Here is a 12,203-nt window from a genome sequence, read left to right as displayed (position 1 = left end):
TGCCTCGGTCCGTCCGCCGCCGCATATGGCGCCCGACCCTTCCGCCCGCAAGCGGAAGGCACGACGGAGTCCCGCCCATGCCCCGCTGGATTGCACTCGGCCTCGCGACGTTCGCGCTTGCCACCGCCGGATGCAGCCGGATTGCGAACACCCAGGGCTACATCGTGGACGAGGAGCTTTTCGCCGCGGTGCAGCCGGGCGTGGACAACCGGGCCTCGGTCGCCAAGGCCCTGGGCCGCCCCACCACGGTGACCCAGTGGGGCGACGACGTCTGGTACTATATCTCGCGGAACACCGGCCAGCGGGCCTTCCTGCGGCCCAGGCCGACGGCGCAGAGCATCCTCGTCGTCCGGTTCGACGAACGTGGGACCGTGGCCTCGGTCGAGCGGCGGGGCCTCGAGAAGGTGGCCGACATCCGCCCCAACGCCAACAAGACCCCGACGCTGGGCCGCGACCGCACCCTCATCGAGGACATCTTCGGCAACATCGGCAGCTTCGGCGGCGTGCCGAGCGGCCCCCCGCAGTAGGGGGCAGCCCCGGCGCGCCTCGTGGCGCCGGGGCCGGGGCTCCGGTCAGTGGGCGGCGAGTGCGGCGAGCAGCAGCAGCGCCACGATATTGGTGATCTTGATCATCGGGTTGACCGCCGGACCGGCGGTGTCCTTGTAAGGGTCTCCCACGGTGTCCCCGGTGACGGCGGCCTTGTGCGCGTCGGAGCCCTTGCCGCCGTGGTTGCCGTCCTCGATGAACTTCTTCGCATTGTCCCACGCGCCGCCGCCCGACGTCATCGAGATGGCAACGAAGAGCCCGCCCACGATCACGCCAAGGAGAAGCGCGCCGACGGCAGCGAAGGCATTGGCCTGGCCTGCAACGGCGGCGACGACGAAGTAGACCAGGATGGGGGCCAAGACCGGCAGCAGCGAGGGCAGGATCATCTCGCGGATCGCAGCGCCCGTGACAAGGCCGACGGTGCGGCCATAGTCGGGCCGTGACGTCCCCTCCATGATGCCGGGGTTGTTGCGGAACTGGCTCCGCACTTCCTCGACGACCGAGCCCGCCGCGCGGCCGACGGCGGTCATGCCGAGCGCGCCGAAGAGGTTGGGGAGGAGCGCACCCAGCAGCAGCCCGATGACGACATAGGGGTTGGCCAGCGTGAAGTCGACGTCGACGTCGCCGAAGAAGGTGGTGAGGTCGGTCGTGTAGGCGCCGAACAGCACCAGCGCACCGAGGCCCGCCGAGCCGATGGCATAGCCCTTGGTCACCGCCTTGGTGGTGTTGCCGACCGCGTCCAGCGCGTCCGTCCGGTTCCTGACCTCGCCCTCGAGCCCCGACATCTCGGCGATGCCGCCGGCATTGTCGGTGACGGGGCCGTAGGCGTCGAGCGCGACCACCATGCCGGCCAGCGCCAGCATCGCGGTGGCGGCAAAGCCGATGCCGATGAGACCGGCAAGCCCATAGGCAACGGCGATGCCGATGCAGATGACGAGGGTGGGCAGCGCGGTCGCCTCGAGCCCCACGGCGAGGCCCTGGATGATGTTGGTGGCATGGCCAGTGACCGAGGCCTTCGCGATGGAGCGGACCGGCCGGTAGGCGGTGCCCGTGTAATATTCGGTGATCCAGACGATCACGCCCGTCACCACCAGCCCGACGACCATCGAGAGAAAGAGGTCCATCGCCGAGAAGGCGACCCCGCCGGCCTCGCCGAGCGTTGCCCGCATGTCGGGGAAGAGGAGCGCGGTCGCGACGTAGAGGAGGGGCAGCGAGACCAGCGCGGTCACGATGAAGCCGCGGTAGAGCGCCCCCATGATGCTGTTCGAGCTGCCGAGGCGCACGAAGAAGGTACCGATGATGGAGGCGAGGATGCAGAAGCCGCCGGCGAGGAGCGGCAGCGCCATGAGGCTCTGGAGCTGTTCCCCGCCGACGAGAAGGGCGGTCAGCACCATTGTCGCCCCCACCGTGACCACGTAGGTCTCGAAGAGGTCGGCGGCCATGCCGGCGCAGTCGCCCACGTTGTCGCCCACGTTGTCGGCGATGACGGCAGGGTTGCGCGGGTCATCCTCGGGGATGCCCGCCTCCACCTTGCCGACGAGGTCGGCGCCAACGTCGGCCGCCTTGGTGAAGATACCGCCGCCAAGGCGCGCGAAGATCGAGATGAGCGACGCGCCGAAGGCAAGGCCGACGAGGCTGTCGATGATGACGCGGTCCTCGCCGTCGGGCGCGAAGCCGGCGCGAGTCAGGAAGAAGTAGAAGCCGGCAATGGCGAGGAGCGCCAGGCCGGCGACGAGAAGCCCGGTGACGGCACCAGCGCGGAAGGCGAGCGACAGGCCGGACTGCAGGCTCTGGCGCGCGGCCTCGGCGGTGCGGACGTTGGCGCGGACCGAGATGGTCATGCCGATGAAACCGGTGACGCCCGAGAGCAGCGCGCCCACGACGAAGGCGAGCGCGGGCCACATGCCGAGGAAGGCCCAGACGAGCGCGGCGACGACCACGCCGACGAGGGCAATCGTCGTATACTGCTTGGCGAGATAGGCCTGTGCCCCCTCCTGGATGGCCGCTGCGATTTCCTGCATGCGCTGGTTGCCGGGCGAGGCCCTGAGAACGGCCCCTGACGTCACGATCCCATAGGCGACAGCCGCGAGGCCGCAGGCGATGGCCACCAGCACATAGTCCATGAGCACCCCTCTTGATGGCTTGCGCGCGGATGAATGCGCGAACGGCGCGGGCCTTTGGCAAAGGCGTCTGGCGAGTGCAAGCCCCGCGGGCGCTGGGGCCAACGGTCAGAGCCCGTACATCGCGAGTCCTCCCACCTGCCCGCCCGGGGCATGGAAGCCCCCCGCCGTCAGGCGTGGACGTAGCCCGCGCCTGCCGGAACCGGCATCTCGCTGCCGTCCGCGCCGCGGAGGCTGAGGCCCGCGCCTTCGCGGACATCGCCGATCCGGGTGACGGGCGTGCGCGCCGCCGTCGCCGCTTCCTTGACCCTGCTGCGGGCATGGGGCGGGGCGGTGAAGAGCAGCTCGTAGTCGTCGCCCAGCGTCGCCAGCCGCTCGGGCGGAACGCCCGCTGCTGCCGCCTGTGCCGAGCGCGGGAGCGCGCCGAGCCGGATTTCGAGCGCAACGCCCGAAGCCTGGGCGAGGCGCGCGGCGTCGAGGATGAGGCCGTCGGAGACATCCATGCAGGCGCTCGCCACCCCCCGAAGGCCGAGCCCGAGCGCCACGCGCGGAGTCGGGCGGCGGTAGCGCCCGAGGAGGAAGGGATCGGCTGCGCGTCGGCCGAGCGCGACCTCGAGCCCGAGGCCCGCATCGCCGATGGTGCCCGAGACCCAGAGTTCGTCGCCGGCTCTTGCACCCGCCCGGCCGAGCGCCCCACCCTGCGGCACCGAGCCGAGCGCGGAGAGCGCCAGCACGCTCGCCGGGCCACTGCGGATGGTGTCTCCCCCTACGAGTGCTCCGCCGAACCGGTCGAGCGCCTGGCGGACGCCTGCGAGAAGCCCGAGAGCCCAGACCGGGTCGCGCCTGGCACCCACTCCGGCGCCCAGCAGCACCGCGACCGGCTTTGCGCCCATGGCGGCAAGGTCGGAGAAGTTCACGGCCGCGAGCTTCCAGCCGACGTCGGCGGGCGGGCAGCCGGCGGTGAAGTGCACGCCCTCGGCCATCATGTCGTGGGTGGCCACCAGGTCGAGGCCGAGCGGCCAGGCGAGGACGGCGGCATCGTCGGCAAAGCCGCGGGCGGCCCCTGGCACATCGGCGGCACGCAGCGCTGCGAGGAGCCCGTCCTCGAGGCCCCGGCCCGTCACGCCGGCTCAGACGGCGCCGCGCGCCGACCCGCCGCGCACCGCATGTCCCACCCGGTCGAGGAGCGCGTTCACGAAGCCCGTCTGCTCACGCGGAAAGAAGGCGTGCGCCACATCGACATAGGCGGCGATCACGGCGGCAAGCGGCACGTCGGGCCGCGCGACCAGCTCGTAGGTGCCTGCCCGCAGCAGCTGAAGCAGGAGGGGGTCGAGCCGGGCAAGCGTCCAGCCTTCCGCGAGGTATCCGGCAATCAGCCGGTCGAGCTCGGCCTCGCGGGCGGCGACTCCGGCGACCAGGTCGTCGAAGAAGCTGGACTCCGGCGGCGGAAGCGCGGCCTCCTCCTCGTCATGGGCGCCGGCTTCGAGGCGATGGGCATGGAACTCGGCCAGCAGCGCCTCGACCGCAGCCCCGGTCATGGCCCGCTGGTAGAGCGCCTGGACCGCGCGGAGCCGTGCGGCAGCCCGGCGCTGGCGCAGCGGAGCTGCACCCCTGCCGGCGCCGGTTCCGTCATCGGTAGCCACGTGCGGAGCGTCGTGCGTCATCGCTGGCGGCCATAGGGCGGGGGCCGGCAGGCCACAAGCCGCCCGCGCCCCGGCGCCGCCAGCACTGGCCCAAGCCCTTGCGCAGCCGGAAAGGCTCCGCCATGAGCAGGACGGGTCACGCCGGGGTCGGAGCCGGCGCGGGAGGGCGCGTGAGATCGCGACGGGAGCGTGTGCCGTGCTGACGGCCGGGGATGACTATCCGCTTCACCAGCGAAGCGAGCCGATCGCATTCGCCGGCACAGACCGGAACTTCTACGATCGCTACTTCTTCCAGGGCCAGAGCCCGGACGGCCGGCTGGTCTTCGCCGCGGCCCTTGGCGTCTACCCCCACCTCGATATCCTCGATGCCGCCTTCAGCGTGCTGGCCGAGGGGGTGCAGCGCTCGGTCTTCGCCTCGCGCATTCTCCGCCACGAGCGGATGGCGACCCACGTCGGGCCCATTGCCGTCGAGGTGCGGCTGCCGCTTCGCGAGCTCGCCGTCCGCGTGGCCGAGACCGACGGCATCGGCGCGGAACTCGTCATGACCGGCCTGCACCCGCCCATCGAGGAGCCGCGCTTCCTCCGCCGGTTGGGCGCGCGGACGCTCATGGACGTGACGCGGATGACCCAGAACGTCCGCTGGTCGGGGCACGTCACGCTCGACGGCCGGACTGTGGATATCGAAGGCTTCCGGGGTACGCGCGACCGGAGCTGGGGCGTCCGCCCCATCGGCGCGGCCGATCCGCAGCCGCTCGCGCCCGGCTCGGTTCCGCAGTTCTTCTGGCTCTGGGCGCCCCTCGTCTTCGAGGGCCTCTCGCTCTTCGCCCACACCAACGACGATGCCGAGGGCGAGCCGTGGAACCGCTCGGCGGTGCTCGTGGACCACGCGACGGGCCGGGAAACGCGGCTTCGGGACCCGTCCTTCGCGCTTGCGCTTGCCCCCGGCACGCGCCGGGCCGCCGCCTGCACGCTGGCCGCGCGGCTGCCCGACGGCACGGCGCTCGAGGCGCGGCTCGTTCCCGAGCCGCCCTTCCTCATGTCGGGCCTGGGCTACGGCCACCCCACGCGCGGCCACGGGCTCTTCCAGGGCGAGCTGTCGGTCGCAACGGAACGGGTCGAGGTGGCGACGATCGACCCCGCGATACCGCTTCATGCGCACGTGCAGGCACCGGTGGCCGCCGAGCTCCGCCGCGAGGGCCAGCCGCCGCTCGCAGGCCGTGGCGTCCTCGAGCAGCTGGTCATCGGGCCCCACCGGCCGTCGGGCCTTGCGGAGCTGTTCGACCTTGCTTGACGGGCTCGAGGGTCTGGAAGGCCGGCTCGCGAGCCTCGTCTCCGAGCTGTGGGACGAACATGTTGTCATCCGCAACCTGTTCCGCTTCCACGGCGGCGCGGGCCGCGAGACCTGGCGCTTCTGTGCCGAGGGGGTCCGCCGCTCGGCGTGGCTCGTCATGCGGCGCGACCCCGTCTCGAGCCTCATCCGCACCTCGCGCACGGCCGAGTTCCACGCCCTCGCCCGCGCGCACGCGGCCGGCCTCCCGGTACCCGAGCCCCTGTTCCTCGACGCGGCCGGCGAGCGGCTCGGCTCGCCTGGGTTCCTGATGCGCTGCGTCGACGGCGGCCGCGCCGCGGGTCTCTTCGAGGCCGACCCCTATGGCGTAAACGCCCGCCCGCTCGGTACCGAGGTCTTCGGCGCGCTTGGCCGACTCCACGCGCTCGCGCCTGCCGAGGACGACCGGGCCGCCTTGCCCTTTCAGCCGCCTGCCGAGCGGCTGGCCCACTGGGCCGCCGAGCTCGATGTCCATGCACGGCACCCCCAGCCGATCGCCCGCGCGGCGCTGCGCTGGCTCATCGCCCACTGCCCCGACCCCTCGGGGCCGCCCGCCCTCGTCCACGGCGACTTCCGCTCGGGCAACTTCCTGTTCTCGCCCGAAGGGCGGCTCCTTGCTCTCCTCGACTGGGAGATGGCGCACCTCGGGGACCCGATGGAGGACCTGGCCTGGGCGGCGGACCCGCTGTGGAGCCACGGCGAGCGCGATCTCCACGGCCAGGGCCGGGTCGGGGCGCTCCTGCCGCTGCCCGAGGCCGTGGCGGCCTGGGAAGCCGCCTCGGGCCGGCGGTTCGACGAGGCCTCCTGGACCTGGTGGCGGCTGTTCGCCGGCTTCCAGGGGCTCGTCATCTGGCTGACGAGCGGATTCGAGGTGGCCAGCATGCGCGCGGTCGACCCGGTTCTCGTCTTCTCCGCCTACTACCCTTACCGCTTCCACAACCATCAGGTGGCGGCCATGCTCGACTCGCTTGGCGCATGAACATTCCCCCTGAGGACCTGCTCCGCACGCTCGCGCTCGGCCAGGCCCTGGTGGTTTCGCCGGCGCTCGGGGAGAGCTATGCCGGCAAGACGGCCCAGACCATCGCCGCCATCCTGCTGCTTGCCGCCAGCGACGTGGTCACCCTGGCCGAACGCCGCATGGCGGCCGGCGCGCGGCTTGCCGCGCTGCTTGCCGCCGCCGACCCCGACGACATCACCCTGCGCGCCGACCTTGCCGAACTCCTCGCGCGTGCCAGCGCCATGACGCTCGACGAGCGCCTCGAGCATCTCTTCTCGGGGCTCGAAGCGCTGCATGCCTGGGCGGATGCCCATGACCCGGCGCTCGCGAAGGCATGCCGGGCGTTCCTGAAGGACTACGCCGCCGCGGAGCGGCTGGACCCGCCGACGCTCGCCACCTGATCCGCGTCTCCGCGGCTTGCCCGCTTGACGGGCGCGGACGGCGGTGGGAAGGGCGCGGGCAGCGCGGACGGAGAGCCGCGCGACGGGCAGCAGGAGCATGGGAGCAGGCATGATGACGCGCTGGACGGGCCTCACCGCAATCGCGCTCCTGCTGGCGGCGGGAAGCGTCGTGGTCACTGCACCGGCAGACGCCCAGCGCCAGCAGAAGACGGCGGCGCCGAAGTTCAAGTTCTCGAAGGAGGTCCAGCCGCTTCTCGCGCAGGCGCAGCAGGCGCAGCAGGCGAACGACCACGCCACCGCCATCGGCCTCCTGAACCAGGCCGACGCGATCCCGACGAAGAATGCCGATGACAGCTACATGATCGGCATGCTCCGCATCAACTCGGGCCTTGGCACACAGGACAACGCGCTCATCGAGGCCGGCATCGAGCAGGCACTGGCCTCCGGCCGGGTCGCGCCCGAGGACCAGCCCAAGTTCATCCGCAACCTCGGCAGCCTCGCCCTCCAGCGCGGCGACATGGCGAAGGCCGCCCAACAGTTCGAGCGCTACCTCGCCATCAACCCCAACGACGCCGACGTGATGGCCGAAATCGCCGAGCTCCACCGGCGGGCCAATGACAACCGCCGCGCGGTCGCGACGCTCCAGCAGGCGATCGCGACCAAGGAGCGCACTTCGGGCACCAAGGCCGACGAGACCTGGTACCGCCGTGCGCTGGCCATCGCCTACGATGCGAACATGCCGGCGGAGATCGCTTCTGCCAGCGAGGCGCTGGTCAAGGCCTACCCCAACAGCACCAACTGGCGCGACGTGCTCCTCATCTTCCGCGAGACGTCGAAGCTCGACGACCAGACCAACCTTGACGCGCTCCGCCTCGCCCGCGCCGCCTCTGCGCTTGCCGGCGAGCGGGACTTCTTCGAATATGCCGAGACGGCGGTCATGCGCGGTCTGCCCGGCGAGGCGAAGGCGGTCATCGACGAGGGCGTGGCAGCTGGCGCGCTCCAGCTCTCGAAGCCGGTCATCAGGGAACTGAACACGGCGGCAAACAGCCGGCTTCCGGCCGACAAGGCCAGCCTTCCGGCCTCGGAGAAGGAAGCGCGCACCGCCAAGAACGGGCGCGTGGCGCTCGGCACTGGCGACGCCTTCCTCGGCTACAGCCAGTATGACAAGGCGGTCGAGATGTATCGGCTGGCGCTCGAGAAGGGCGGCGTGGATGCGGACGTGGTCAACACCCGCATCGGCATCGCGCTCGCGCGGAAGGGCGACAAGGCCGGAGCCGAGGCGGCGCTGGCGGCGGTGAAGGGCGCGCCGCGCGCGCAGCTCGCGCGCTACTGGCAGATCTGGTCGAGCCAGCGCGGCTGACCTTGGCGCTCCTCGAGGACAGTCCGCCGATCCGGCTCGGCCTGACGTTCGACGACGTTCTCCTGGTTCCCGCCGAGTCCTCCGTGCTGCCCTCGGAGGCAGTCACGGCCACGCGCCTCACCCGGCAGATCCAGCTCGCCATCCCGCTGCTGTCGGCGGCGATGGACACGGTGACGGAGGCGCAGATGGCCATCGTCATGGCGCAGATGGGCGGGCTCGGCGTGCTCCACCGCAACCTCTCGATCGCCGAGCAGGTCGAGGCGGTGCGGCAGGTGAAGCGCTTTGAATCGGGCATGGTGGTCAATCCCATCACCATGACTGCCGACCAGACGCTCGGCGAAGCGCTGCACCTCATGCGCACGCATGCCATCTCGGGCATCCCCATTGTCGAGCCCTCGCCGCCCGGGCAGCCGGGGCGGCTCGTCGGCATCCTCACCAACCGCGACGTCCGCTTCGCCGAGAACCTGAACCAGCCCGTCGCCGAGCTGATGACGTCGCAGAACCTGGCGACCGTGGGCCCCGGGGTCACCCAGGAGGAAGCGAAGCGCATCTTCCACCAGCGGCGGATCGAGAAGCTGCTGGTGGTCGACGAGGCGAACCGCCTCATCGGGCTCATCACCGTCAAGGACATGGAGAAGGCCGTCACCTACCCGGATGCCACGAAGGACGCGGCCGGCCGGCTGCGGGTGGCGGCCGCCACCACCGTGGGCGAGGCAGGCTACGAGCGCTCGAGCGCGCTCATCGACGCCGAGTGCGATCTCCTCGTGGTCGACACGGCACACGGCCACGCGCGCCACGTGAGCGAGGCCGTGAGACGGATCAAGGCGCGCTCGAATGCCGTCGAAGTGGTGGCCGGTAACGTCGCGACCGCCGAGGCGACGCGCGCCCTCATCGACGCCGGGGCCGACGCCATCAAGGTCGGCATCGGCCCGGGGAGCATCTGCACCACCCGGATCGTGGCCGGCGTCGGCGTGCCGCAGCTGACCGCCATTCTCGACTGCGCCGAGGAGGCAGCGAAGGCCGGCATTCCCGTCATCGCCGACGGTGGCATCCGCACCTCGGGCGACATCGCGAAGGCGCTCGCCGCGGGCGCGAGCGCGGTCATGGTCGGCTCGCTGCTTGCCGGCACCGAGGAAGCGCCCGGCGAGACCTTCCTCTACCAGGGCCGGGCCTACAAGAGCTACCGGGGGATGGGCTCGGTGGGTGCCATGGCGCGCGGCTCGGCCGACCGCTACTTCCAGCAGGACATCAAGGACCAGCTGAAGCTCGTGCCCGAGGGGATCGAAGGCCAGGTGCCGTTCAAGGGGCCAGCGAAGGACGTGCTCCACCAGCTGGTGGGGGGCCTCAAGGCGGCCATGGGCTACACGGGTGCAGCGACGCTTGCCGACCTGAGGGCGCGGGCGCGCTTCATTCGCATCACCAACGCCGGCCTCCGGGAAAGCCACGTCCATGACGTGACCATCACCCGCGAGGCGCCCAACTACCCCACGCGCTAGGGACCGGCGCGGGCAGGCCGAGGGAGGGCGGGTTGCGCGGACCCGCGCGGCTTCAGGAGGTGATCGAGATCCTCGAGGACATCCGCGTGGCCGCGCGCGACGAGGGCGCTGCGGCCGACGCGATCGTCCGCCGCCACTTCCGCGGCCGGCGCTACATCGGCGCGAAGGACCGCGCCGCCATCCGCGACCTCGTCTGGCGCGCCATCCGCCATGCCGGCGAGCGGCCGGTCTCGGGCCGGGCTGCGCTCCTCGGCCTGCTCGAGGCCGAGGACCCGAAGGCGCTCGCCCTGTTCGACGGCTCGGAGCGCGCGCCCGCGCCCCCCGCCCCCGAGGAGCCCCGGGCCCCGCCTTCGCGCGCGCCGGCCTGGCTCATGCCGGAGCTCGCCGAACGCTTTGGCCCCGCGCTCGAGGGCGAGCTCGCCGCGCTGCTCGGCCGCGCGCCGCTTGACATCCGGGTCAACCGGCTCGCCGGCCGCCCGGTCGCCGAAGTGGCCGCTGCCCTGCCCTGCCCTTCCGAGCCGGTCCGCATTGCCGGAATCCCGCTTCCCGATGCGCTCCGGCTCCCGGCCGGCGCGCTCGGCGAGACCCATCCGCTCTTCGCGACCGGGGTCATTGCCGTCCAGGACGCCGGCTCCCAGCTGGTCGCCGCGCTTGCGGCCGCCCGCCCGGGTACGGAGGTCGTCGACCTCTGCGCGGGCGCCGGAGGCAAGACGCTCGCGCTTGCGGCCGCGATGGAGGGCCGCGGCCGCATTCTCGCCACCGACACCGACCGGAAGCGGCTGGCAGCACTCGGCCCCCGTGCGGTCCGGGCCGGCTGCCTTTCCATGATCGAAACCCGGCTCCTCGACCCGGGCCGCGAGCCGGAGCAGCTTGCCGACTGGCGGAGCCGGGCCGACCTCGTGCTGGTGGACGCTCCCTGCTCCGGCTCGGGCACCTGGCGCCGGCACCCCGAGCTGCGCTGGCGGCTGACGCCGGAGCGCCTCGACCGGCTGGTGGCGCTTCAGGCGCGGCTGCTGCGGCTCGGTCACCGGCTGGTGCGGCCGGGCGGCCGGCTCGTCTATGCCGTCTGCTCGGTACTTCCCCGCGAGGGACAAGGCGTCGTGACGGCCTTCGCCGCCGAGACCGGCGTGCCGCCCGCGGCAACGCTCGCGCTCAGCCCCGGGAGCCACGGCTGCGACGGCTTTTTCATCGCCAGTTTCGACCCGCCGTGCTAGACGGGCGTCTCGCGGGAGGTTTCCGATGGCCGACATCCGACATGTCCTGTCTGCGCTGCTGACCCTTGCCCTCGTCTCGGCGAGCGCGGCGCCAGTCGCGGCGCGCACCCCCCAGCTGCAGCGCGGCGAGGCGGATTCGCAGCTGGCGCCGCTGTCGGTCTCGCTCGTGGCCAAGGGCGAGGCACTGCTCGCCCAGAAGCAGCTCGACGCCGCGCAGGACCGGTTCGAAACGGCACTCGCGGTCGATCCGCGCAACGTTGCCGCCTACCTCGGGCTCGCGGCCGTCGCCCGGGCGCAGGGGCTTCCCGGCAAGGCCGCCCGCTTCTACCGCGAGGCCCTCGCGATCGACCCGACCAACATCGCCGCCCTCGAGGGCCAGGCGCACGCCTTCATCGAGCGCGGCGCCCGGGCCCGCGCCGAGGCGAACCTCGAGCGCATCCGCCAGCTCTGCCCGGCCCCCTGCGCAGCGGCCGGGCGGATCCAGTCCGCGCTGGCCGCACCGGCGCCGCGCAGCGAGAGCGTCGTCGAGGCCCGTGCCGAGCCGGCGCCGCGCAAGCCCTGACCGCGTGGACACGATGGAACGGCTGGCGGAACACCATCACCCGCACCCGGGCGAGGCCGGCCTCCGCGATGCCGCGGAAGCGCGGCTCGCGGCCGGCGGGGTTGCCTGGACCGAGCTGCGCGCCCGGGTGTTCGAGAGCCTCGCGAGCGCCGAGCGGCCGGTTTCGGCCTATGACGTGAGCGAGGACGTCTCGCGCCGCATGGGGCGCCGGATTGCGGCGAACAGCGTCTACCGCATCCTCGACCTTTTCGTGGCGAACAACCTCGCCAAGCGCGTCGAGAGCCGGAACGCCTATGTGGCGAACATCCACCCCGACTGTTCCCACGACTGCATCTTCCTTGTGTGCACCCGCTGCGGGCAGATCGACCACCTGGATGACGACCGGCTGGCCGTGGAGATGCGCAGGCACGCCGCAGCGCGGGGGTTCGTACCCGCCCGCTCGGTCCTCGAACTCGAGGGGCTGTGCCATCGCTGCAACGGCTGACGCCCCCGACGCACCCCTCCGGTTTGCAGCTTTTCACCTCCGGTCCGGATGGC

The 12,203-nt window shown here is 72.1% G+C and carries 12 protein-coding genes; 9 read left to right on the top strand and 3 right to left on the bottom strand.

Translation table 11 applies throughout. The annotated features are described in order from the left end of the window. Positions 1-77: 77 nt before the first annotated feature. Entirely contained in the window at positions 78-527 is a 450-nt protein-coding gene (locus H3H34_RS02940) for an outer membrane protein assembly factor BamE (protein ID WP_194743736.1), read from the top strand. Positions 528-572: 45 nt separating this feature from the next. Here H3H34_RS02940 and H3H34_RS02935 read toward each other — a convergent pair whose 3' ends face one another. The 3 genes from H3H34_RS02935 to nusB all read right to left on the bottom strand — a co-directional run bounded on the left by H3H34_RS02935 (position 573) and on the right by nusB (position 4,330). Next, on the bottom strand, positions 573-2,669 hold the full coding sequence (locus H3H34_RS02935; RefSeq protein WP_194743735.1) for a sodium-translocating pyrophosphatase: 2,097 nt from the start codon (positions 2,667-2,669) through the stop codon (positions 573-575). A 167-nt stretch (positions 2,670-2,836) separates the two neighbouring features. Then, a complete protein-coding gene (thiL, locus tag H3H34_RS02930) occupies positions 2,837-3,790 on the bottom strand; it encodes a thiamine-phosphate kinase (RefSeq protein ID WP_328831066.1) in 954 nt (317 codons plus the stop codon). Positions 3,791-3,796: 6 nt separating this feature from the next. Continuing rightward, entirely contained in the window at positions 3,797-4,330 is a 534-nt protein-coding gene (nusB, locus tag H3H34_RS02925; RefSeq protein ID WP_194743734.1) for a transcription antitermination factor NusB, read from the bottom strand. Between the two features lie 175 nt (positions 4,331-4,505). Between nusB and H3H34_RS02920 the strand changes: the two genes are divergently transcribed. The 8 genes from H3H34_RS02920 (at position 4,506) to H3H34_RS02885 (ending at position 12,150) form a co-directional block, all read left to right on the top strand. Continuing rightward, positions 4,506-5,600 carry a hypothetical protein gene (locus H3H34_RS02920; protein WP_194743733.1) on the top strand — a complete coding sequence of 365 codons (1,095 nt, stop codon included), beginning with the start codon at positions 4,506-4,508 and terminating at the stop codon, positions 5,598-5,600. Further along, entirely contained in the window at positions 5,593-6,615 is a 1,023-nt protein-coding gene (locus H3H34_RS02915; RefSeq protein ID WP_194743732.1) for a phosphotransferase family protein, read from the top strand. The genes H3H34_RS02920 and H3H34_RS02915 overlap by 8 nt, the downstream gene beginning before the upstream one ends. Beyond that, positions 6,612-7,034, top strand: a complete 423-nt coding sequence (locus H3H34_RS02910) for a hypothetical protein (RefSeq protein WP_194743731.1) — start codon at positions 6,612-6,614, stop codon at positions 7,032-7,034. Before H3H34_RS02915 ends, H3H34_RS02910 begins: the two co-directional genes overlap by 4 nt. A 109-nt stretch (positions 7,035-7,143) precedes the next feature. Next, a complete protein-coding gene (locus H3H34_RS02905) occupies positions 7,144-8,394 on the top strand; it encodes a tetratricopeptide repeat protein (RefSeq protein WP_194743730.1) in 1,251 nt (416 codons plus the stop codon). A gap of 2 nt (positions 8,395-8,396) precedes the next feature. Beyond that, positions 8,397-9,890: an IMP dehydrogenase gene (gene guaB / locus H3H34_RS02900; RefSeq protein WP_207790724.1), complete on the top strand. Its 1,494-nt coding sequence runs from the start codon at positions 8,397-8,399 to the stop codon at positions 9,888-9,890. Between the two features lie 32 nt (positions 9,891-9,922). Further along, positions 9,923-11,104, top strand: a complete 1,182-nt coding sequence (locus tag H3H34_RS02895) for an RsmB/NOP family class I SAM-dependent RNA methyltransferase (RefSeq protein ID WP_194743729.1) — start codon at positions 9,923-9,925, stop codon at positions 11,102-11,104. 25 nt (positions 11,105-11,129) lie between these two features. Continuing rightward, entirely contained in the window at positions 11,130-11,666 is a 537-nt protein-coding gene (locus tag H3H34_RS02890) for a tetratricopeptide repeat protein (RefSeq protein ID WP_194743728.1), read from the top strand. A gap of 13 nt (positions 11,667-11,679) precedes the next feature. Then, on the top strand, positions 11,680-12,150 hold the full coding sequence (locus H3H34_RS02885; RefSeq protein WP_194744084.1) for a Fur family transcriptional regulator: 471 nt from the start codon (positions 11,680-11,682) through the stop codon (positions 12,148-12,150). Positions 12,151-12,203 lie beyond the last annotated feature (53 nt).

It is taken from the genome of Thermaurantiacus tibetensis (genome assembly GCF_015354055.1).
Classification (GTDB): domain Bacteria; phylum Pseudomonadota; class Alphaproteobacteria; order Sphingomonadales; family Sphingomonadaceae; genus Thermaurantiacus; species Thermaurantiacus tibetensis.
The sequence above is the reverse complement of the archived record's forward strand: the minus strand, read 5'-3'. Positions and strand labels throughout refer to the sequence as shown.

Excerpts from the sequence above, each read along its gene's own strand:
- H3H34_RS02940 (WP_194743736.1), top strand. The coding sequence starts at position 78 with ATGCCCCGCTGGATTGCACTCGGCCTCGCGACGTTCGCGCTTGCCACC.
- H3H34_RS02885 (WP_194744084.1), top strand. The coding sequence starts at position 11,680 with ATGGAACGGCTGGCGGAACACCATCACCCGCACCCGGGCGAGGCCGGC.
- H3H34_RS02905 (WP_194743730.1), top strand. The coding sequence starts at position 7,144 with ATGATGACGCGCTGGACGGGCCTCACCGCAATCGCGCTCCTGCTGGCG.
- H3H34_RS02890 (WP_194743728.1), top strand. The coding sequence starts at position 11,130 with ATGGCCGACATCCGACATGTCCTGTCTGCGCTGCTGACCCTTGCCCTC.
- H3H34_RS02935 (WP_194743735.1), bottom strand. The coding sequence starts at position 2,669 with ATGGACTATGTGCTGGTGGCCATCGCCTGCGGCCTCGCGGCTGTCGCC.
- nusB (WP_194743734.1), bottom strand. The coding sequence starts at position 4,330 with ATGACGCACGACGCTCCGCACGTGGCTACCGATGACGGAACCGGCGCC.
- H3H34_RS02910 (WP_194743731.1), top strand. The coding sequence starts at position 6,612 with ATGAACATTCCCCCTGAGGACCTGCTCCGCACGCTCGCGCTCGGCCAG.